The 20,866-nt window shown below is 66.9% G+C and carries 24 protein-coding genes; 13 read left to right on the top strand and 11 right to left on the bottom strand.

Annotation, left to right across the window (positions count from 1 at the left end; translation table 11 throughout):
• Nucleotides 1–70: 70 nt before the first annotated feature.
• On the bottom strand, nt 71–997 hold the full coding sequence (gene kdgD, locus ACFWPH_RS07100; RefSeq protein WP_378748688.1) for a 5-dehydro-4-deoxyglucarate dehydratase: 927 nt from the start codon (nt 995–997) through the stop codon (nt 71–73).
• 115 nt (nt 998–1,112) lie between these two features.
• On the opposite strand from kdgD, the gene ACFWPH_RS07095 reads away from it, so the two are divergent.
• Complete coding sequence (locus ACFWPH_RS07095; protein WP_378748687.1) at nt 1,113–2,021, top strand: LysR family transcriptional regulator; 909 nt, start codon at nt 1,113–1,115, stop codon at nt 2,019–2,021.
• Between the two features lie 16 nt (nt 2,022–2,037).
• On the opposite strand, the gene ACFWPH_RS07090 is transcribed toward ACFWPH_RS07095, so the two are convergent.
• Nucleotides 2,038–2,979, bottom strand: a complete 942-nt coding sequence (locus ACFWPH_RS07090; protein WP_378748686.1) for an SDR family oxidoreductase — start codon at nt 2,977–2,979, stop codon at nt 2,038–2,040.
• A gap of 287 nt (nt 2,980–3,266) precedes the next feature.
• Here ACFWPH_RS07090 and ACFWPH_RS07085 point away from each other — a divergent pair, with 287 nt between their 5' ends.
• Nucleotides 3,267–4,106 (top strand): helix-turn-helix transcriptional regulator, encoded by an 840-nt coding sequence (locus ACFWPH_RS07085; RefSeq protein WP_378748685.1) that lies wholly within the window; start codon nt 3,267–3,269, stop codon nt 4,104–4,106.
• A 38-nt stretch (nt 4,107–4,144) separates the two neighbouring features.
• Here ACFWPH_RS07085 and ACFWPH_RS07080 read toward each other — a convergent pair whose 3' ends face one another.
• Nucleotides 4,145–4,354, bottom strand: a complete 210-nt coding sequence (locus ACFWPH_RS07080; protein WP_378748684.1) for a hypothetical protein — start codon at nt 4,352–4,354, stop codon at nt 4,145–4,147.
• A 374-nt stretch (nt 4,355–4,728) separates the two neighbouring features.
• Between ACFWPH_RS07080 and ACFWPH_RS07075 the strand changes: the two genes are divergently transcribed.
• Together ACFWPH_RS07075 and ACFWPH_RS07070 are read left to right on the top strand one after the other, a co-directional pair.
• The gene (locus ACFWPH_RS07075) at nt 4,729–5,469 is read left to right on the top strand and encodes a hypothetical protein (protein WP_378748683.1); all 741 of its coding nucleotides are present in this window, start codon (nt 4,729–4,731) and stop codon (nt 5,467–5,469) included.
• Nucleotides 5,470–5,624: 155 nt separating this feature from the next.
• Nucleotides 5,625–6,500: an alpha/beta fold hydrolase gene (locus ACFWPH_RS07070; RefSeq protein WP_378748682.1), complete on the top strand. Its 876-nt coding sequence runs from the start codon at nt 5,625–5,627 to the stop codon at nt 6,498–6,500.
• 86 nt (nt 6,501–6,586) lie between these two features.
• On the opposite strand, the gene ACFWPH_RS07065 is transcribed toward ACFWPH_RS07070, so the two are convergent.
• On the bottom strand, nt 6,587–6,751 hold the full coding sequence (locus ACFWPH_RS07065; protein WP_378748681.1) for a hypothetical protein: 165 nt from the start codon (nt 6,749–6,751) through the stop codon (nt 6,587–6,589).
• A gap of 128 nt (nt 6,752–6,879) precedes the next feature.
• On the opposite strand from ACFWPH_RS07065, the gene ACFWPH_RS07060 reads away from it, so the two are divergent.
• The 3 genes from ACFWPH_RS07060 to ACFWPH_RS07050 all read left to right on the top strand — a co-directional run bounded on the left by ACFWPH_RS07060 (nt 6,880) and on the right by ACFWPH_RS07050 (nt 9,595).
• On the top strand, nt 6,880–8,397 hold the full coding sequence (locus tag ACFWPH_RS07060) for an FAD-dependent monooxygenase (RefSeq protein WP_378748680.1): 1,518 nt from the start codon (nt 6,880–6,882) through the stop codon (nt 8,395–8,397).
• A complete protein-coding gene (locus ACFWPH_RS07055; protein WP_378748679.1) occupies nt 8,394–8,957 on the top strand; it encodes a TetR/AcrR family transcriptional regulator in 564 nt (187 codons plus the stop codon). Before ACFWPH_RS07060 ends, ACFWPH_RS07055 begins: the two co-directional genes overlap by 4 nt.
• 197 nt (nt 8,958–9,154) lie before the next feature.
• A complete protein-coding gene (locus ACFWPH_RS07050) occupies nt 9,155–9,595 on the top strand; it encodes a DUF6069 family protein (protein ID WP_378748678.1) in 441 nt (146 codons plus the stop codon).
• 81 nt (nt 9,596–9,676) lie between these two features.
• Here ACFWPH_RS07050 and ACFWPH_RS07045 read toward each other — a convergent pair whose 3' ends face one another.
• The 4 genes from ACFWPH_RS07045 to ACFWPH_RS07030 form a co-directional block, all read right to left on the bottom strand.
• A complete protein-coding gene (locus tag ACFWPH_RS07045; RefSeq protein ID WP_378748677.1) occupies nt 9,677–10,918 on the bottom strand; it encodes an MFS transporter in 1,242 nt (413 codons plus the stop codon).
• Nucleotides 10,919–11,263: 345 nt separating this feature from the next.
• Entirely contained in the window at nt 11,264–11,752 is a 489-nt protein-coding gene (locus ACFWPH_RS07040) for an FBP domain-containing protein (protein ID WP_378748676.1), read from the bottom strand.
• 99 nt (nt 11,753–11,851) lie between these two features.
• The gene (locus ACFWPH_RS07035; RefSeq protein WP_378748675.1) at nt 11,852–12,280 is read right to left on the bottom strand and encodes a VOC family protein; all 429 of its coding nucleotides are present in this window, start codon (nt 12,278–12,280) and stop codon (nt 11,852–11,854) included.
• A 139-nt stretch (nt 12,281–12,419) separates the two neighbouring features.
• Entirely contained in the window at nt 12,420–13,388 is a 969-nt protein-coding gene (locus ACFWPH_RS07030; RefSeq protein WP_378748674.1) for an AraC family transcriptional regulator, read from the bottom strand.
• Between the two features lie 86 nt (nt 13,389–13,474).
• Here ACFWPH_RS07030 and ACFWPH_RS07025 point away from each other — a divergent pair, with 86 nt between their 5' ends.
• Nucleotides 13,475–13,903: a nitroreductase family deazaflavin-dependent oxidoreductase gene (locus ACFWPH_RS07025; RefSeq protein WP_378748673.1), complete on the top strand. Its 429-nt coding sequence runs from the start codon at nt 13,475–13,477 to the stop codon at nt 13,901–13,903.
• A gap of 267 nt (nt 13,904–14,170) precedes the next feature.
• On the top strand, nt 14,171–15,259 hold the full coding sequence (locus ACFWPH_RS07020) for a protein kinase family protein (RefSeq protein ID WP_378748672.1): 1,089 nt from the start codon (nt 14,171–14,173) through the stop codon (nt 15,257–15,259).
• 91 nt (nt 15,260–15,350) lie between these two features.
• Here ACFWPH_RS07020 and ACFWPH_RS07015 read toward each other — a convergent pair whose 3' ends face one another.
• Entirely contained in the window at nt 15,351–15,719 is a 369-nt protein-coding gene (locus ACFWPH_RS07015) for a hypothetical protein (protein WP_378748671.1), read from the bottom strand.
• A 289-nt stretch (nt 15,720–16,008) separates the two neighbouring features.
• Between ACFWPH_RS07015 and ACFWPH_RS07010 the strand changes: the two genes are divergently transcribed.
• Nucleotides 16,009–16,575, top strand: coding sequence for a dihydrofolate reductase family protein (locus tag ACFWPH_RS07010; protein WP_378748670.1), 567 nt, complete (start codon nt 16,009–16,011; stop codon nt 16,573–16,575).
• Between the two features lie 27 nt (nt 16,576–16,602).
• On the opposite strand, the gene ACFWPH_RS07005 is transcribed toward ACFWPH_RS07010, so the two are convergent.
• Nucleotides 16,603–17,346 carry an SDR family NAD(P)-dependent oxidoreductase gene (locus ACFWPH_RS07005; protein ID WP_378748669.1) on the bottom strand — a complete coding sequence of 248 codons (744 nt, stop codon included), beginning with the start codon at nt 17,344–17,346 and terminating at the stop codon, nt 16,603–16,605.
• Nucleotides 17,347–17,452: 106 nt separating this feature from the next.
• Between ACFWPH_RS07005 and ACFWPH_RS07000 the strand changes: the two genes are divergently transcribed.
• Both ACFWPH_RS07000 and ACFWPH_RS06995 read left to right on the top strand, forming a co-directional pair.
• Entirely contained in the window at nt 17,453–18,025 is a 573-nt protein-coding gene (locus ACFWPH_RS07000) for a TetR/AcrR family transcriptional regulator (protein ID WP_378748668.1), read from the top strand.
• 121 nt (nt 18,026–18,146) lie between these two features.
• Nucleotides 18,147–18,752 (top strand): dihydrofolate reductase family protein, encoded by a 606-nt coding sequence (locus ACFWPH_RS06995; RefSeq protein ID WP_378748667.1) that lies wholly within the window; start codon nt 18,147–18,149, stop codon nt 18,750–18,752.
• 268 nt (nt 18,753–19,020) lie between these two features.
• On the opposite strand, the gene ACFWPH_RS06990 is transcribed toward ACFWPH_RS06995, so the two are convergent.
• Nucleotides 19,021–20,040 (bottom strand): alpha/beta fold hydrolase, encoded by a 1,020-nt coding sequence (locus tag ACFWPH_RS06990; protein ID WP_378748666.1) that lies wholly within the window; start codon nt 20,038–20,040, stop codon nt 19,021–19,023.
• 107 nt (nt 20,041–20,147) lie between these two features.
• Here ACFWPH_RS06990 and ACFWPH_RS06985 point away from each other — a divergent pair, with 107 nt between their 5' ends.
• Nucleotides 20,148–20,747, top strand: coding sequence for a helix-turn-helix domain-containing protein (locus ACFWPH_RS06985; protein WP_378748665.1), 600 nt, complete (start codon nt 20,148–20,150; stop codon nt 20,745–20,747).
• Nucleotides 20,748–20,866 lie beyond the last annotated feature (119 nt).

Here is a 20,866-nt window from a genome sequence, read left to right as displayed (position 1 = left end):
GTGGGGTGGGGCTGGGGGTGGTCGGGCACAGGGGCCTCCTTCGAATTCATCACTGATCGCTCGCGGAAAATCAGACGGTGACGGAGCGCGAGGCCTCGACGACCTCGGTCAACATCGCCATCTCGGTATCGTCCAGGTCGGTCAGCGGTGGCCGCACCGGGCCCGCATCGTGCCCGGTGAGTTTCATTCCGGCTTTGACCACGCTGACCGCGTATCCCGCCTTCCGGTCCCGGATCGCGGTATAGGGGAGCACGACCTCGTCGAGCAGGCGGCGGACGGTAGCCCGATCTCCCGCGCGTACCGCGCCGTAGAAGTTCAACGCGAATTCGGGCAGGAAGTTGAAGATGGCCGAACTGTAGGTGGTCACACCCAGTTCCAGGTAGGGCAGCGCGAACGTCTCCGCTGTGGGCAGGCCGCCGATATAGACGAGCCGGTCGCCGAGCCGGGAGTGGATGCGGGTGATCGCCTCCAGGTCACCGATACCGTCCTTGTATCCGATCAGGTTCGGATGGGAATCGGCGAGTTCGGCGAGTGTTTCCGGTGTGTAGACCGCGTTCGCCCGGCCGTAGACGACCACGCTGAGCGAGGTGGCTTCGCAGACCGCGCGCACATGGTTGCGCAGGCCGTGTGCGGAGGATTCGGTGAGATAAGGCGGGAACAACAGCAGTCCGTCGGCTCCGGCTGCTTCCGCGTCGCGAGCCATTTCGATGGCCTGGGCGGTGCCGTATCCGGCCGGGGCGAGTATTGGGGTGGATTCCGGAGCGCTCTCGGTGGCCGCTCGTACTACCCGCCCGACCTCCTTCGGCGTCAGGGAGAAAAACTCGCCGGTGCCGCCGGCGGCGAACAGGCCGGCCACCTCGTACTTGCCGAGGCGGACGATGTTCTCCCGGTAGGCGGGCTCGTCGAACGCCAGATCCCCGGTGAAATGGGTGACCGGGAACGACAACAGACCGGAGCCGAGCTGTTGGGCCAGTTCGGTCGGTGTGAGGGCGGACATCAGGGGTTCCTCCTGCGCATAACGGCTGTTCGTCAGTGAATGCGACCACAGTAAGAAACCCGAGTGATGCATGTCCAACACTCTTTCCGCATGCATCAATACCTATTATGGATCGGTGTTTACGCTGAATCAGCTGGAAAGCTTTGTCGCCGTGGCCGAAACCCTGCACTACGGACGTGCGGCGGAACGACTGTCGATCAGCCAGCCGCCGTTATCGCGCCGGATCCAGTTGCTCGAACGCGAGCTGGGAGTCGAACTGTTCGACCGAGCCGGCCGCGCTGTCCGGCTCACCACCGCGGGTCAGTCCTTCCTCGGCGACGCCCGGCGCATCCTCGGGCTTTCGGAACAAGCGACGCTGACGGTGCGCCGGGTCCCCACAGGCGAGACCGGAACAGTGGCGATGGGGTTCACCGCCTCCTCGGCGCATTCGGTGCTGGACGCCTTCGTGGCGGCCGCCCGCACCCGGCTACCGGGCGTAGACCTGATACTCCGGGAACGGGTCTCCGGAACTCAGCTCGAGGAATTGCGTTCCGGTGAACTCGACCTGGTCCTGGTACGGCCGCCGGTCCGCGGCACCGAACTGGTGCATCGCCGGCTTTACCGGGAACCCCTGCTGGCCGCGATACCCGCCGAGCACCCACTCGCCGCACCGGGTCACACGCTGCATGTGCACGACCTCGACGGCGAACCTTTCGTCATGTACTCGCCGGCGGAGGCCCGCTACTTTTACGAGGTACTCGTCGGTGTTTTCCGCAGTGCCGGAATCGCGCCACGGTATGTCCAGCACCTCAGCCAGGTGCACACAATCCTGGCCCTGGTGCGCGCCGGGCTCGGGCTGGCGCTGGTCCCTCGGGCAGCCGAGGCATTCGGGCTCGACGGTGTCGTCCTGCGCCCGGTGCACGGGATCGACGGCGAACCGGTCGAACTCGTTACCGCCTGGCGCGCCGACGACGACAACCCCGCGTTGCGCGCCATCCGGGAACTGCTGCTGGAGGTGGCCGATCACGGATTCTCGCGCAGGTGAACCTCGGTGCGGTCGTTCAGGTGGCAAAGGCCGTCTCGGTGAGCTGTTCGGAGATCTCCCAGATTCGTGCGGCGTCCGCGGTACTGCGCAGCGGCGGATACAGTTCGTGTTCGGCGGGCGGGCCGCCGAGGTGGCCGGGGCCGCTGGGGCCGTAGAGCCGGCCGGCTTCGGCGGCGGGGTCGGTGGCGGCCATGAGGGCGGGCAGTGGGGCGGTGTCGACGGTGCCGAAAAGGATGCCGCGGGCGGAGAGCGCGCGAATCAGGCGGACCCGGGGAGTGTCGCGGTCGCGGCCGAGTTCGGGGCGGGCGGCCAGCAGGTTGGTGGGGGCGACCCCGGGATGGGAGAGGTTGCTCGTGATACCCCAGCCGTGGGTCTTGCTGCGGCGGTCCAGTTCGAGACCGAACAGCCCGAACGCGATCTTCGACTGGCTGTAGGCGCGCTCCCCGTCGTAGCTGTGCGCCCAGTTCAGGTCGTCCCAGTTGATCGTGCCCCGCCGCGCGGCGACACTGATCTGCGAGGTCACGCGGGCGTGGCCGGCACTCAGCAGCGGAAGGATATGTCCGACGAGGGCGAAATGGCCGAGGTGGTTGGTGCCGAACTGGAGCTCGAACCCGTCGGCGGTCGTCTGCCGCTGCGGCGGGGTCATCACGCCGGCGTTGTTGACGAGGAGATGGATCGGTTCACCTTCCTGGCCGAGGGTGTGGCCGAGGGCCGCCACCGATGCCAGCGAAGAAAGGTCGAGACTGCGTAGCGAGACCTTCGCCTCCGGGTGACCCTGCCGGATCCGTGCTACCGCCGCCTCGCCTTTACGGGGGTTACGGACAGGCATGATCACCTCCGCGCCGGCCGCGGCCAGTCGCGCGGCGACAACCGCCCCCATCCCGTCGCTGGCGCCGGTGACGAGCGCGCGTTTCCCGGACAGGTCGGGCACGGTGATGTCGACGGGTCGGCGTGGCATTGTTCTGCTCCTCGTGGTGGGGGTGGCGCGTCGGTAACGCCCGGAGAATTCGTCGGTCCCGTGTCCGGGGTACGTCATAAGCGTGAGCCGAGGGAAACGAGATATCCAGGACCTCCCGATCACAGGCTCGGCGAGTCGCCTCTCGGTCCGGTCATCGGCGGGCCGGCAACGCTGGTGCATCCGGCCCGTATCGGCCTGGGCCGGACGTACCGGGGGATCGGTGATCCGTGGATACCGGTGCTCGCCGACGGTAGAAACATGGCAGGAACCGAGAAAGAAGGAGCGCCGTGATCGATCGCACCGGGCTGGCGGAATTCCTCCGCAATCGGCGTGCGGCACTGCAACCCGAAGACGTCGGTCTTCCCCGCGGCGCGCGTCGCCGGACCGCGGGGCTGCGGCGCGAGGAAGTCGCGGCACTGTGTCATATGTCGGCCGACTACTACTCCCGGCTCGAACGGGAACGCGGGCCGCAGCCGTCACCGCAGATGCTCGTATCGATCGCCCAGGGCCTGCACCTGTCGCTCGACGAACGTGATCACCTGTTCCGCCTCGCCGGACACACCCCACCCACGCGGGGTGTGATCAGCGAGCACATCAGCCCCGGCCTGCTGCGCGTTCTCGACCGCCTGAACGACACACCCGCGGAGATCGTCACCGAACTCGGCGAAACCCTGCGGCAGTCACCGATGGGTATCGCGCTCACCGGCGACCTGACCCGATACACCGGGCCTGCCCGCAGTATCGGCTACCGATGGTTCACCGATCCCACCACCCGGCAGCTCTACGCGCCGGAAGAACACGCGTTCCTCACCCGGATGTACGCCGCGGGACTGCGCGAGATCGTGACCCTCCGCGGCCCCGGCTCCCGCGCCGCGGAACTCGCCGACCTGCTGCTGGCCCGCAGCGAGGAGTTCCGGCGGGTATGGGAGGACCACGAGATCGGGATACGCCCGCGCGATATCAAGCATTTCATCCATCCCGAGGTCGGCGCTCTGGAACTGAACTGCCAGCGGCTGGTAGACCCGGGCCAGGCGCACGCACTACTCGTCTACACCGCCATCCCCGGCAGCGAAAGCCATGACAAACTGCACCTCCTGTCTGTGATCGGTGCGCAGCCGCTCGGCTGAAACCGCGGATCTTCGCCGGGTATCGTGACCGCCCCGGGTCAGGACCCGCCGATCGGCCGGGGGCGGCTACCGCCGGACTGGCTTTTTATTTTTTCTGACGTATGGTCGAAGTCAGTCGGATGGAACTTCGGGAAAACAGGAGCGACAGTGGCTGACAAATCGCGCGGAAAATCGCTGAAGAAACCTTCGTCGACCATGAAGGAACGGCGGGCCGAGAAGCGCGAACGGCAGGAGAACTCGACGGCCATCGTGCGAAAGAGGAAGCGTTGAGGGGTATCTCGAAGGATCGACGGACCCGCATTCGTCGCCGGTACTGAGCGGCTTCGGGACGGAACTACGGTGAGACCCCCTTCCTGGGGGTGGTAGCGCGGGACATTTCCGCGGCTTATTCCGGGTAACCGCGTTTTCATTACAGGTCGTGTGTTCCATTGCGCAACACGGCACAGTTCGCGGTGATCGGCCGTGCAATTTTTATTTCGGGAGTAAAGCATGAATGCATCAGGAATTGTGGACCGAAGAAACGGCCGGGAATCCGGATTCAGCACGGCCGAGATCAAGTCTCGAATCGAGGCGATGTTCGATGACCCGACCTACCCCATACCGGCAGATAGGTGCGACAGTCGTGATCGCGACGAAGAAGAGCCCTGAGGAACGGACCGCACTCCGGCCGTGGCGCCGCGTATTCGACGTTCCGGCGGCGCCGGAGTCCGGCCGGTCGCTGGTCACCGAACGCCCGGCGGCACTGGCCGAGACGATCCTCACCGAGGTCAATCGCCGCGGCATTCCGGCGAGTTTCGCAGCGGCGCCGCATATTCCGCGGCCTCCGCTCGGGTCACCCGCGGTCCCGCAGCCCATCACCGTCGGGAGGCGGTCCGGTGCGGAGGCGATCGTCGTCGTGATCGATCGGTCGCTGGTCGACTTCCTGTTCGGCAGGTCCGGGGATGGCCGGCCGAACAGGTGGTCGCCGCTGCGGTCGGCGCGAGCACGATCGTACGAGAACCGGTTGTGCGAGCGGGTGATCGCGACCGCGACCGTTGTCGATGCCTGCCGCCTTCTCATCCTGTGCGATACCGAGCAGACCTCCGTGCCCGAGCGAACGCGCGCGATCCGCTGGGTCCGCGAAGTGGCATACCGCATGGGCTATGAATGTTCGATCAACGGCCTGCTCGACCTCGGCGCCTCGTATCTCGTTCTGGTCGCCGATGTGGAGGCCGGCGCGGCCGCACGGTCGGTTGTCGATTGGTATCGGACCGGAGCGGTGCGGTGTGCCCGCCTCGGTGACAGAAGGGATTCCGGTGCCGCCGTCGTCGACCTGCGGGCGGACGAAGTAGCCACGGCCGCAGTCGGCCGGCGGGTGGTGTAGGTTGTGGCCTATGCTTTTGTTCTTCGTGCGCCTGCGCCCCGAATAGTCGGCGCACTCCTCCGGCCCCTCCGGGCCGGACTCTATTCCGAACCGCCGAGAGTTGCGGGTAGACGTGTCGCCGACTGGTAGTGAACTTCTCCACGAAGGACTTCACCATGTCTGCGTATTCCTCTGTAACTTCTTCCGCGGCCCCTACTTTCGTTCTCGTGCACGGATCCGGCACGAGTTCGTTCATGTGGGCTCCCCTGCAACGTGAACTGGCGCTGCTCGGGCACCGCTCCTACGCCGTGGACCTCCCCGGTCACGGTCTCGAAGCCCAATACTCGGTGGCGTATCAAGCACCACAGGACCTGGACGTGCTCGCCGATACGGCGTCGACACTGGCCGGGGTGACCCTCGACGACAATGTGGACCGCGTCGCCGAGGTGGTCACCCGGTTGCATGAGCACGGCCCGGTGATCCTGGTGGGCGCCAGCCTGGGCGGGGTCACGATCACCGCCACGGCCGACCGTGTGCCGGAACTCGTCGACGGGCTGGCGTACATCTCGGCGTGGGCGTGCACGACCCGGCCCAGTCCGGTCGCCTACATGTCCGAACCGGAGTTCGCGGATAGCCTCTTACCCGGCCTGGCCCCGCTGAACGTCGGTGATCCCGCCGTTCTCGGCGCCGGTCGTGCGAACTACCGGACGGCGGACCCAGTAATGCTGCGCGCTTTGAAGGAAGCCACCATGGCCGACCGATCGGACGCGGAATTCATGGCCTTCCTGAACATCCTGCAACCCGACGAGTCGATCGAAGTGATGGTCGCGCATGCCCCCGCGAACCCGGCGACCTGGGGCCGCATTCCGCGGATGTTCGTGCGGCTCACCGTAGATAGATCTCTGCCGATCGCGATGCAGGACCGCATCATCGCCGATGCGGACGCCCTGACACCGGATAACAAGTTCGCGGTGCACACCCTGGACACCAGCCACGCCGGGTTCATCCACCACGGCGCGGAGGTCGCGCGGATGCTGACCCAGGCACACTGACGGGTGATTGTGCGGTGCGGCCCCGGACCGCACCGCACACGCTTGTTACCCGATAGCCGGGCGGTGGTTCGGGAAACTACCGGACGTCAGAGCGCCCGGCCCGGATGCCGGGCGTAGGACTGCGCCATGGCGTGGTGCGCATGGTCGGGCAACCGGTTGTGCCTGCCCGGATCGGCGCCTTCGATCGGACGGGTGTGGTCTACGCGCGGCCACTGTCCTCCCGTGGGTTTGCGATGTACCATTTGGTACATAGGTGTGGGGTGGTGATCGAAACCCCGCTGCCGGTCCGGTCATGACGCGAGTACGGCACCGATCCGGCCACGCGAGGGAGTGCCGCCTGTGGCCCCCGCACGCGCTACGAGACAGGAAGTGTCAGGTTATGGGTGTTCTTATCGCCGGCGCCGGTCCGACAGGGATGGTCGCCGGGCTCGTCCTCGCCGCGAACGGGGTGGCGTGCCGCGTGCTGGAGCGGCGCGCGCAGCCCGGCACCAGTTCTCGGGCGCTCGGATTACAGGCGCGTTCGATGGAGCTGCTGGCAGGTCTCGGGCTTGCCGGCGAGATCGAGCGCGTCGCCTACCGCCTCTCGGGTGCCTCGATGATGCGCGGTGATACCGAACTTTCCCGGTTCATCTGGGTCCCACCGCAGAGCCCGTACCCCTACACCTACGTGCTTCCGCAGTCGGGGTTGGAGGATATTCTGCGCGACCGCTTACGCGCGGCGGGCGTCGAGATCGAGACCGGCGCCCAGGTGCAGACGGTGACCCAGCATGAAACCGGTGTAGAGGTCACGCTCGCCGATGGCCGCGAGATGACGGCCGAATGGCTGATCGGTGCCGACGGGTCACGCAGCCGGGTGCGCGCGGAACTCGGCATCGAACTGGCCGGCCGGGAAACCGGCGAAACCTACTATCTGGCCGATATCGTTCTCGACAAGCGGCCGCCCTTCCAGGACAGTGCCATGTGGCTGGGGCCGGCCGGCCCCTTCATGCTGATGCGCCTTCCGGGTACGGACGAGCTCTGGCGGATATTCGCCGATATGACCGATACGGACTCCCTGGCCGAGCGGCCCGGACCGGGTATTGCCGAGCTGCAAGCACTTCTCGACGAACGCGGTCCGAGCCGGATGCGGATCACCGAAGTGCAGTGGACGTCGATCTATCGCACCCGGGTGGGTCTCGCTACCGGATACCGCCGGGAGCGGGTGTTTCTGGCGGGCGATGCCGCCCACGTGTTCCCGCCCTTCGGGGGCCAAGGGATGAATCTCGGTATCCAGGACGCCGTCGATCTGGCGTGGCGGCTGGCGGGTGTCGAACACGGTGCGCCCGCGGATCTGCTGGCCGCGTACGAAACCGAACGGCGCCCGGTTGCCGCGGCAACCATCCGCGATGTCGAGAGCCGGCGGCGGCTGTACGCACTGCGCAACCCGCTTGCCCGGAAACTTCGTGATGCACTGCTCCGGTACGGGTCTCGCGTCCCGGGCGCCGCGCGCAAGGCGAGCCTGCAGAATTCGCAGCTGGACGTCGGCTATGGCCGCGGCGGGGGATGGCCGCTCGCGCGCGGCCCGCGGAGCGGGGAGCGGGCGCCGGACGCTCCGCTGGCCGAGGGAACGGTGCACGACCGGCTCGGTGTCGACCATTTCACCTTGCTCGTTTTCGGCGCCGCGTCTGCGGCCGGAAAACGGCACGGGGTAACGGGCACCGCGTGTTCGGCAATGGGGACAGTCGAGGTGCGGGTCGACGACGATACGGACCCGACCGGGTCGGCACGCGACAGATACGGTCTGCGGCGCGGATATGTGCTGATCAGGCCGGACGGATACGTGGCGTACCGGGGCAGTGACGGCGCCGCGGCGCGTCGGGCGGCCGCCGCCGGTACCGGCGCCGGGCAGAACGCGTGAGCACCGCCCGCGAAGCTCTGCTGGAACGGGTGGTCGCCTGGTTCACGGCCAACGGTGTCGGAGATACGAGTATGCGTACCGTGGCCGAGGGCATCGGTACGAGTCACCGAATGCTGAACTACCACTTCGGTTCTCGTGACGGACTCTTGGAGGCTGTGGTCGCTGCCACCTGGGGCCGGCGGAACCTGGTGCTGGCCGAACTGCTCGACGCCGACCCCGACCCTTACACGGCGGCGTACGCGTTCTGGGACCGGATCGCCGGCGAGGCAACATTGGTGGCGCCGCTGTTCTTCGAGGTGGCGGCGGCCGCGATGCAGGGAAAACCGTGGGCGGTGCCGCTGCGGCAGTGGGTCGAGCAGTGGCGGGAAGTGCTGACCACACTGTTCATCCGGGCCGGGCACGAACCGCGCGAGGCGGCGTTGCAGGCGCAGATGGCGCTGGCCATGGCGCGCGGACTGCTGTTCGAGCTCGCGATCACCGGTGACGAGGGTCGGGCGGCGGCGGATACCGCGATCCGGACCTTTCTCGAGTCGACCAGAACTGCCGGGCAGGGAGCGTGAGTGGCTCCCGTGGGGGAGTCGCCCGGCGGCCCGATTCGGCCGTCCGGCGTATGGCGCCGCGTGGGCGCCCGCGGCTGCGAGGGTTCGGCTTCGACGGTGAGTGACCTCCGTCGCTGCGAGCCCAAAAAGATTGACCTGAATAATTGTTGAGGTTTCAGGATGATCTCACCCGAACTTCACAGCTCCAGGAGGTCATCATGAGCACCACGACCACTACCGCCCGCTCCGCCGTCCGCATCCCCGCGCTGAACCGTCCCGTCGCCCTCTTCGGCGCGATCGGTGCGGCACTGCTGGCCAATATCGTCGTCTGGCTGATCGGCGCGGCCGCCGGCGGCACATTCGAGGCGACCAACGCGGGGCAGGTACAGAGCGTGGCCCCGGGGGGCATCATCATGCTGACCGTGATTCCGATGCTGATCGGTCTCGGCGCGGCAGTGCTGCTGTCCTACAAATGGATCGGTGTGCTGCGCCTCGCCGCGGCGATCGGCTCGGTGATCGCCGTTGCCACCATCGCCATGACCGTGAGTGCCGATTTCGACACCGCCTCCACGGTCGCGCTGTCGGTCACGCACCTGACGCTGGTCCCCGCCCTGGTCGTCGCCGCCGAGGGGTTGCGCCGCAAGCTGATCGAAGCGTGATCTGCACGAACCGGAAGGGCCCGCATCCGTGAGGTGCGGGCCCTTCCGGTCGCCGAAGGCCGGACCGAGATGATCCGACGCTCAGGGAATAGAGGTCGCCGCGGTGCCGGTCATCCGTCTGCGCTGCGCATCTGAGCCCAGGGAAGTGATCACCACGATTACGCCGGCGACCCCGATGGCAGCCGCGGCAAACGAAGCCGTTGCGGCCCAGCCGAACCAATCGACAGCCGCCGCTCCGGCGGCCGAACCGAGGGTTCCGCCGACGAAATACACGAGCATGTACGCGCTGTTGAACCGCGCCGGCGCGGCAGGATCGATCGAGAGCACCGTGCTCTGGTTCGCCACCTGTGCAGCGAAGAGTCCCGCGTCGAAAAGAGCCAGACAGACCAGCGTCACCACGGTGTCGGTGAGCGTGAATGCCATGATGGCTGTGGCGACTCCGGCCAGCGAAAGTCCCACCAGAATCACCCGGCCGGCGCCCACCCGGTCGGTCCAGGATCCGGCTACCCGGGTCGCAAGGATGCCCGAGAGTCCGGCCGCCGCATACAGGCCGATCTGCTCCGCGGTGTACGAGAACGGCGGTTTCGAGAGCGCGACCGCGAGCCCCGCCCATACCGCGCAGAACGCGAAAAACCATATCGCGCCGCGTATCGCGGCAACCCTGAGCTGGGTGTACCGCACGAACAGCCCAGGCAGGGAGCGCAGGGTTTCGACATAGCCACGCCCGCCCACACCCTGCGCCGCCGGCAGTACCAGCGCGCAGGCCGCAGCGAGTACGGCACAACCCACGGCGAATACGAGAAGCACGCCACGCCAGCCGATCTGCTCGGCGAGCCAACCGCCGGCGATCCGGCCGGCCAATATTCCCGCCGATATTCCGGCGGTCACGATGCCCAGGATCGTCGCCCGCCGTCGCGGCGGAGCGAATCGGCCGGCCACGGAGCTGAGGCCCGCGCCCACCGCCGAGCATGTTCCGACCACACCCGTCAGCAATCCCAGCGCCCAGACCTCACCCACCGCGGCGCACGCCGTCAGCGCGCCCGACATGACCGCGAACTGGATCGCGAGAACCCGCCCGGGCGGGAAGCGGTCCACCAACGGCACGAGCAGGCCGAGCCCTGCCATGTATCCGGCGGGTCCGCACGCGAGCGCAAGACCGACAGTGGCGATCTGTGTGCCCAGAGAGTGCGCAACATCTGCTATCGCGGGCTGCAGCAGATAGATCGTGGAGGTGCCGAGCGCGGCGGCGAGCGAAAGGAAGAGTACGACGGAGCCCGGCAGTCGATCGCCGGCGTGTGGTCCTGTGGTGGGTTCGGTTCTCACATCGACCGACGGTATGAAGTCGCAGGTCCCGGAGCTGGCGGGATTGCGACATCACCGTCGCGGCGACAAATCGGCAACTGGCCGCGGGCCGAGTAGCGCCTCGGCAGTCACGTCAGCGGGCCCCTCCCAGAAGGATCGCGTCTCTCGATCAGAGGCCGAACGTTGCACTCCTCCCCGGCCGGCACGGACCGTCCGGGGGCCGGTCCGTCCCGGCCGGGGAGGAGAGGGGCAGCCCCGGATTCTCCTGCCCGGGCAGGAGAATCCGGAGTCGCCCGCGAGTCCGGTCTCGAGTGTCGGCGCATGGGCCACAACCTCTTTCTCTTGTTGCGCATCGTCAGGCGGCGATCAGGCGCGGACCCGGCCGAGGAACGCGGTCACGTTCTGCCGGATCTGGTGGATACGGTCGGCGGGGTCGTAGTCGTCGCGGTAGGCGCGACCCAGCGCCGGCGTCATCACATGCCGCGCGTACAGCGAACAACAGAGGTCACCGCACATATAGGTGCCGGTCGAATTACCGCGCCGACCCGCCTCACCGGCCTTACGGGCGGTCATCAATACGACGCCCCCGTTGGTGTGGGTGGTCGAACAGACGGTGCACATCTGGCTCCGCCGCGGCCCGCCCGTCTCATAGCGCAGCGCGATACCGGCGAGACCGTCCGCCTCGGGCAGCACCAGATACGCGCGACCCGGCAACCCCGGATCGGTCCAGCCCAGGAAGTCCAGATCGTCCCACGGGCGGGTCGCCAGGTCGGGCGGGATCGTCAGGCGTTTGGCATCTCCTTTCGAACAGTTGACGAACGACGCTCTGATCTCTCGTTCGGTGACAGGTTCCATCGGTTGTCCGGCTCCTTCGAATCGGATGGGCAAACCGCGACACCCTATCGACCGTCCCGAAACCCCGGCAACGCAATTTCCGCAGCCGGTGGGCCCGGGTCAATGCACGCAGAATTCGTTGCCCTCGATATCGGTCATGGTCACGAAGTACTGGCCGCGCTCGCGGCCCGTCCGCTGCGCAGTGCCACCGAGGCCGCGCAGTTCGGCCACCAGCGTGTCGACCCGCTCGATCCTACGAGCGGGCGAGTCATCCGGAAACGTCGCCTGAATGTCGAGGTGCAAGCGGTTCTTGACGGTTTTGGATTCCGGCACCCCGAGGAAACACAGCCGCTCCGGCCCTTCCGGGTTGTGTATCGCGGCAAAGCGGACCCTTTCGTTCGCGGCGAACCCCTGACCGATCTGGTAGTCCATCCAATTGTCGTAGTCGTCCGGAACCGGGTCGACCCGGTAGCCCAGGGCAGCAGACCAGAAGGCGGCCATTCGATCCGGAGCGTGGCAGTCGATGACAACCTGAAACTGTCGAGACATGATCGAGAGAGTGCCTGCCCCGCCACCGTCGGTAAACCCCGGCTTCCCAGAGCAGATCGTTCCCGTGCCGCCGCGTTCCCGTGCCGCCGCGCCTGTCTCGGCTACCCGGCCCTTCGCCGCAGCAGCCCCGCAGCGACGCCTACATCATTTGTCTGCCGGCACCATGCGTTGGTGGTGGCACGTGCCCGTTCGCCCGGACCGTTGTACGGAACTGCCCCGGCGCCTGCGAACGTGTCCGGCGGAAAGCTCGACTGAACGCATAGACCGAGGTATAGCCGACCGAGCGGGCGATGGTTTCGAGGGTGTCGTCGGTGTCCCGCAAGCGGACCGCGGCCAGATCCATCCGCCACTGCGTCAGGTAGTCGGCCGGCGCGGCACCGGTCACGGCGCGGAATCGCCGCGTCAGCGTGCTGCGGGAGATCGTCAGCTCCGCGGCGAGTGAGTCGATGGTCCAACCCCGGGCGGGCTCCTGATGGAGCTTGGTGAGCGCGTCGCTGACCACAGGGTCGGCCAGCACGCCGAGCCAGGATCCGCGCGCCTCGTCCGGACGTTTCGCCGACCAGACCCGCAGCAACTGCACCAACAGGATGTCGACCAAGTGGTTGAGTACGAATGCGGTCGCGAACTGCGGGTAGGCCAACTCCCGTGACAGCAGCCGGACCGTGTCGTCGAGGCAGGTGCCGCCGTTGTCCGCTCTGATGTGCAGAACCTGCGGCAACGAGGTCATCACCTGCGTCGACACCGTGGGGTCGTATTCGTAACCCGCGCCGAGGATATGGGTCTGCACCGCACCGGCACCCAGACGCAACACGCTGCCGTCCGCCATGGCCGCATCGCCGCCGCAGTCCCCGCACGGGGCGAGCGGCACCCCGGGAGCGCTGCTCAGCCCGTGCTCGACACCGCTCGGCAACAGCACCACATCGCCGGGCATCAGCTGTTGTGCGTCTCTACCGGGCAGGCACAACCATGCGGTGCCCGAGGTGACGGCATAAAAGGCTGCGGTGCAGCGTGCGCCCCAGGAGATCCCCCACGTGCCGCCCGCCTCGAGGCGCGCACCGGCGCTGCCACGGACACCGCCGATCGCGAGGATGTCCGCAAGAATGTCCATGCGATCGATGATAGTGCGACAAACAGATATGTTTCTGGCCGATTCGGCTATCGAATCATTCAGTATATGCCGCATATGGTCGAACCATGGCAGACGTGAACGACATCATCGAGATGAACAGCCAGGTCATCACCGAGTTCCGGGAGAAGGGTGGCACCGTCGGCGGCACCTTCGAAGGGTTTCCGCTCATCCTCGTGCATCACCTCGGCGCCAAATCGGGTATCGAACGCATCGCGCCGCTGGTTCCCTATGTCGAGGGCGAGCGGATCTTCGTCTTCGCCAGCCTGGGTGGCAGCCCAAAGCACCCCGCCTGGTACCACAACCTGGCGGCCAACCCGAACACCACCGTCGAGTACGGCACGGAGACGTTCTCGGTTGTCGCCCGTGTGCTGCCCAGGGCCGAGCGCGATGAAATCTATGCCAAGCAGGTCGCCGTGCAGCCCCAGTTCGGCGAATACCAGCGCAAGACCGACCGGGTCATCCCCGTTGTCGAATTGCAGCGGATCGGCCTCTGACGCGGGCGATCGCGGCTGCCTCGTTTCACTGGGTGGATCGAGTTGGGCCGGTGACCGGCGGCGATGTCGACGACGTTCTGTTGTAGGTGCGTGACACGGCCCAGGATCAGTGGCCAGGACCTTCGCGCGATGGCTGAGGAGAACGTCGACGCTTTCCGGTAAGTTACCGGTGCCGTGGAAAGCAATCGGCGCACTCCTGCGCACTCTCCCGACGCGGCGATATCCCAGGACATGTCGCGCCTGCCCCGCCTGCACGCCTACAGTGCTGTGTCCACAGCCCTGGCGCTGTACAGCGATCACGCGTTGCGCGAGCTCGTGGATACGGCCACGCCGCTCGACCCCGGTATCGGCGGGAAGTCGGCGCTTTTGGAGGTCGCCGGAATTCCGGTCTTCGTGAAGCGAGTACCTCTCACCGATCTGGAACGGCAGCCGGAGCACGCCCGGTCCACGGCGAACCTGTTCGATCTGCCGCTCTTCTGCCAGTACGGCGTCGGTCTCATCGGCAGTTCGGGGTTCGGGGCCTGGCGTGAGCTGGCGGTGCACTGCATGACGACGAATTGGGTGCTCGCCGCCGAATACGACGGCTTCCCACTGATGTATCACTGGCGGGTGCTGCCGGACACGACGCCGCTGCCGGAGGAGCTCGCCGATATCGATCGTGCTGTCGCCTACTGGGATGGTCGACGTCAGGTGCGTCACCGGATCGAAGCCCTGCGGGACTCTTCGGCGAGTATCGCGCTGTTCCTGGAGTACATCCCGCAGAACCTGCACGAGTGGTTGAAGGACCGGATCGCGGAGGGTGACGAGGCCACCGACCAGGCCTGCGTCATGGTGGATCAGGGACTGTCCGCCGGCATCGCGTTCATGAACAGCCGTGGGTTGCTGCACCTCGACGCGCATTTCGAGAACATCCTGACCGACGGTCGACGCCTCTTCTTCGGCGACTACGGTCTCGCGCTCTTCTCGGGGTTCGATCTCTCGCGGGAAGAATCCGCGTTCTTCGACCGGAACTCGAGTTACGACCGTGGCTACACTGCCTTCTACCTGGTGAACTGGCTGGTCACAACCCTGTACGGGCTTCCGCGGGAGGATCGGGAAGCGCGCGCCGCCATGGTGCGCGAATTCGCTGAAGGCAAGCTGCCGGAGGGCATCCCGGAGGAGGCCGCCGCAACCCTCACCCGGCACGCACCGGCCGCCGCAGCGATGTCGGACTTCATGCGCGCGTTCCAGCAAACCAGCCGGAGCACACCGTTTCCGGATGAGGAGATCCGCCGCCGCTCGAGCGGGCCGTCCCATTGTTCCGGCGAAGTTCGGAACGGGCTCCCGGATCAGCGTGAGTGGCTGTCCGCCGAGTAGCCGCCGGCAAATCCGGCATGTGTGCAGGCCGGCATCAGGTTTCGCCGATCGGCGACGTCGACGTTCACCGGCGTGGCGACGCCGCGTACGTTCAGTACCGATAGATCTTGACGTAGGCGTTCGTGCTGGTTCCGATCGTGATGGGCGTCAAGCATGAGGCCGAGCCGTGACCGGACGGGCTGAAAGAACCGCTCCACGAACCCTGGTAGTGGCCGAAGGCCGGTAACGGGAAGGCGAACGGCTGGGTGTGCAGGCCGTAGCACTCGACTATGAGCGAGTATTCCCGGCCCGCGGGTTCGTCGAAGTCGTGGCAGGTTGCCGTCGCGCCGATCAGATCCCGCGTGACGGTACAGTCCTCGGGCGCGGCGTGGGCCGCACCGGCGCCGATTACTGTGGTGAAAACCGGAACCGAGGCGGCGGCAAGGACGATCCGGGCCGCAGCGATTGCTGTTCTTCTCATGGTGAAGTCCTCCAGGTTTCTCAGCGGTTCTCCGCCGATTCTGCGCCGTGTGCCTCGCGCCCGGACGACGACCGCGCCGAATGGATCTCGAGAGTCTGATCGGTCGGGCGGAGGAAACACTCATTCAGTTCCACGAGAGGCGGCAGCGCCATAGTAAGGCGGCCGATGGCTGCTTGTCGCGTACGTCTGGTGGCGGCGCAAGATCGGGCTTCGACCCGCGGGCTCGCCACGGCCGGGTCTCTCGCGTGGCGTCGCGATGAGTTTTGCCTTCCGGTGCAGTCTGATCTCCATGGGCACACTCATCTATGGCTTCAATGTCTCGGTGGACGGGTACATCGCCGATGCACAGGGCTCCATCGACTGGAGCGATCCGAGCGAAGAACTGCACCAGTACTGGAACGACTTCGAGCGAGAGACCGCCCTGGCGTTCTACGGGCGGCGGCTCTACGAACTCATGTCCGCGTACTGGCCGACGGCCGACCAGGACCCGGACGCCACCCCCATGATCGTCGACTTCGCCCAGATCTGGCGCGATATGCCCAAGGTCGTGTTCTCACGCACCCTGGAGTCGGTCGACTGGAACTCCCGCCTGGAACGCGGCGACCCGGTGGAGGTGGTGCGGAAACTGAAAGCCGAAACCGACGGCAGGCTGGAGGTGGCCGGCGCGACGCTGGCCGCACCGATCGTGCAGGCCGGTCTGGTGGACGAGTACCGGCTCGTGATCGCGCCGACCGCCGTGGGCGGCGGCACCCCGTTCTTCCCGGCGCTGCCGTCGTGGATATCGCTGCGACTGTTGGAGAACCGCACCTTTCCCTGCGGTACGGTCCTGCTGCGTTACGAGGCGCAACGCGACTGACGCAGCCGGTCGCGCCCTGCGGACGCACTATGCGCCGTATCCACCGTCGATCCTCAGCACTGCGCCGGTGACGTAGGAGGCCTGCGGACTGGCGAGGAAGACGACGCCTGCGGCGATCTCCTCCGGCCGGCCGTAGCGTCCCATCGCGGTTGTCGGGAGGAACATGGATGCGGCCGGGCTGTCGGCGGGGTTCATCTCGGTGTCGATGAACCCGGGCTGGATGATGTTGACCGTGATGCCCCGGTGGGCCAGATCGCGGGCTGCGCCGCGGCTGTAGCCCTCGAGGGCGGACTTGGTGGCCGTGTAGTCGGTCATCCCCGGAAAACCGACCCGTGTTCCCACACCCGAGCTGATACTGACGATCCGCCCGCCATCGGGCAGTAGCGGGATCGCGGCCCGGATTGCGGCCACCACGCTGGTGTAGTTGATGGCGAGCTGGCGGTCCAGGGCCGACTCGTCGAGCTCGCTGTCGATCGGGCCGGCAACGGTGACGCCCGCGTTGTTGACCAGAATGTCCAGCTTTCCGAACTGCTGGATCACGCTGTGGATGAGGCTCGCCGCTTGCGTGGCGTCCGACTGGTCTGCCTGGAAGGCCGCCGCGCGGACCCCCTTTGCTTCCAGGTCGGCGACCACGGCCTCGGCCCGGTCCGCCGAGGCCGAGTAGCTGATCGCGACGTCGGCTCCTTCGTCGGCCAGCGCCAGCGCCGACGCCGCCCCCATGCCCCGCGATCCGCCGGTCACGATCGCGACCTTGTTGTCCAGCTTTCCCATGTGCTTCCTGCTTCCCGGTAGGCCTGATCATCGGCGGAGTTCTTTACCGTGCGGTCCACAATAGCCATACTGGACCGAGCGGTCAAAAATACGTACCCTGGGCTGCATGGCACGACCGCGATCGTTCGACGAGAAGCAGGTGCTGACCGCCGTCCGTGATCAGTTCTGGGACGCCGGTTATGCCGCGACCTCGCTGGAAGACCTGATGCAGGTCAGCGGGCTCGGCAAAGGCAGCCTCTACGCAGCGTTCGGTGACAAGCATCAGCTCTTCCTCCAGGTGCTGCGCGGGTACACCGACGCCCGCCATGATCAGCTTCGGAAAACACTCACCGAGACTCCGCGGGCCCTGGACGCACTGCGCATGCTCCTCGAGGCGCCGGCCGAGGCCGATGCGCGGCGTGGCTGCCTGATGGCCAACAGCACCTACGAACTCGGTCATGCCGATCCGGAAGTTCTCGCCCACGCCCACCGCACCTACGAGGCATCCACGGCACTGATCGGTGACTGTGTCGCCCGCGCGCAACACGAGGGCGACGTGCCCGCCGAGGCAGATCCCATCGCGCTGGCACGGGCCCTGCTGGCCGCGCAACAAGGGCTCGTGTTCATGGGCCGGACGGGGTTGGACACGGGCACACTCGCCGCCACGGCACGCTCGCTCACGGCTCAACTCCTGCCCTGAACCGATAGGCGCGAATTCAATTGTTCGCCCTGCCCGGGTTTCTCCTCACCCCACGGCGCGGCCGATGATTTTATGGCTCCCGGCCGGTCCAAGCTCGTGACACCGTAGAAAGGACACAGCTATGCCGGAGCTTCTCGTCGACTTCATCACCTCTCTCGACGGCTACGCATCGGGAGAAGGATGGCCCGGGTTCTGGGGCCTCGAGGGCCCGGAGTACCTCGCCTGGCTCGGCGAGCAGCCCGAGGTCACCCACCTGATGGGAGCGAACACCTACCGCCTGATGTCGGGCTTCGCCGCCGGCCAGGTCCCGAGTGGTCAAGACGAGTTCAGGCCCGAAGAAGAGGCGTCCGTCGATGAGCTCACGCAAGCGACCAAGGTGGTGTTCTCCTCCTCGCTCGACGAGCCACTGACATGGGCCAACTCCACGCTGGTCCGCGACGACGCCGTCGAGACAGTTCGCGCAATGAAGTCGAGCGGTTCGGGGATCCTCAGCACGATCGGGAGCCTCAGTCTGAGCCGGTCGCTGCTGCGAGCCGGACTCGTCGACCGCTTCCGGGTCGTGATGTTCCCGGTGATCACCGGGGCCACGGGCGCAGAACGCATCTACGACGGCTATCCGGACGTCGCCCTCGAAATGATCGAGCACCGCACCTTCGACGGCAGCATCCAACTGGTCGAGTACAAGCCCCGAGTGCTCGAGCACCCGCCGCTCGGCTCCCCTGCGTGAGGTCGCCCTGTCCGCGGGTCCGGACCGCCACCCGGCGATCGTGGGAGCCGGCCTGCGTAGTGGTGCGGGCTGTGCCGACCTACCGAGGCGTACGACGCTGTGCTTCGGGATCGGCCGGCTGACCGAGGTGTGAGTCGCCCGGGCCGATGTCACCGGTGGGTGGTGCAGCTCGCTCGCCACCGCGATCACCAGCCGTGGTAGTCCGATCACGATTCCGGCTGCTACCGGGATGCTCGTGGTGTTACCTGTCGGACCGCACTGCGGGAGTTCAGCCGTCGAGGAAACGCAGTAGTTCCGCCGTGACGAAGCGGGGATTCTCCTCGACGAGCCAGTGCCCGGCGTCCGGTACGTCCGTTGCCCGCACGATATCGGCTATCCGCGGTGCCACGGTGGCGCGGACCGGGTCGAGCTGTCCTTGGGCGGTCAGCAGCAGAGTAGGGGCTTGGACAGGTTTCGCCGCGACGGTAGTGCGGACGTCCAGGTCGAGGCTGCGGTACAGCTCGAAGCCGCCGGTCAGCGCCTCGGGGCGGGCGTATGTCCGGGCGTACTCGTCGATCTCGGCATCGGTGAACGGCGAGCGGGTCGACGTACCGCCGAAAGCTGTTCCGCCGAAGGCGACCTGAGGGTAGAACAGGGCAAGGTATTCGCGGACGTCGTCGCCCACCACCGCCTCGGGAACCCGCCGTTGGGAATGGAAGGCGATATGCCAGCTCATCGTCCGGTAGGTGCCGGCATCGATCGCGGGGCCGGGTAACGGGAGATCGAAGTAGCCGAGTCGTGCGGTATCGCCCGGGAACTGGGCGGCGTACTGGAATGCCACCGCGGCACCGAAATCGTGTCCCACGACGCGCGCGTCGCGCACGCCGAGCCGCTCGGCGATCAAGGTGTGGATATACCGGGCGAGAGTGGCCTTGTCATAGCCGGTCGGCGATCCGGTGCTGTCACCCAACCCGGGAAGGTCGACGGCGTAGACGGTGTGGTGTTCGGCGAGTTCGGGCATGATCGGCCACCAGCCGTACCAGGTCTGCGGCCAACCGTGGATCAGCACCACCGGTGTACCGCTGCCGCCGGTCACGTAATGCATGCGGACGCCGTCGATATCGGCGAATTCGTGGCGGAAGGTGCCTTCGAAGTCGGGGTCTTGGTGGGTGGCCGCGGCGTAGGGGGCGATCTCGGCGGCGGTCGGCGCGCCGCATGCCGCGGCACAGATCGTGAGCAGGCAGGCGAGCATGGCGGCCGCCGCCATGCGCAGAGCCTGACGCGCCGGTGGCCTGGTTGCGGTGGTCATCGTGATCCGTTCTGTGGAGGTGAACCCGTCTGTGGCCGGGCCGGTTCAGTCTCACCGGCCACACCCTCACCTGGCACGAAGTCTTGCGGTTCCGGCAAGATGCCCGGATGGACCGGGAAACGGAAGAAGTACTCGATGTGGTGGGTCCGCGGTTACGCGCGCTCCGCCGTGACCGCGGAATCACCCTCGCGGACCTGACGGAAAAGACGGGAATCTCCGAGAGCACGCTGTCCCGGCTGGAGAGCGGGCAACGCCGCGCCAGTCTGGAATTGCTGCTACCGCTGGCGCGTACCTACGACGTTCCACTCGACGATCTCGTAGGCGCCCCGCGCACCGGCGATCCCCGGATCCACCTGAAGCCGATCCGGCGATCCGGCATGGTGTACATCCCGCTCACCCGGCGTCCGGGTGGAGTGCAGGCGTTCAAGATGATGATTCCGGCCCGGCAGCAACCGCTGGAACCCACACCGCAAACGCACGACGGCTTCGAATGGCTGTACGTCCTCAACGGCCGCCTACGGCTGATCCTGGGCGACCGTGACCTGACGCTGCCGGCCGGTGAGGCCGCCGAATTCGATACGTCCCTGCCGCACTGGCTGGGCAGCGCCGACGGCAGTGCGGTCGAGTTGCTGATCCTGTTCGGCCCGCACGGAACCCGCGCGCATGTGCGCCCCGGCTCGCAGCGGTCCCCGGACGACGCGCAATAGGACTCCGGTCTCGTAGTCCGGGCCCAGACCATAAGGTGGCCAACCGATCTGGAGCCGGCGCTCATCCGATCAATCCGAGTCCTTGCAGGGCTTCCGGACCGGGCACATCGGGCAGCGCG

Origin of the sequence: Nocardia sp. NPDC058499 (assembly GCF_042719915.1) — a bacterium.
Classification (GTDB): domain Bacteria; phylum Actinomycetota; class Actinomycetes; order Mycobacteriales; family Mycobacteriaceae; genus Nocardia.
This window is presented reverse-complemented; position numbering and strand designations above follow the sequence as displayed.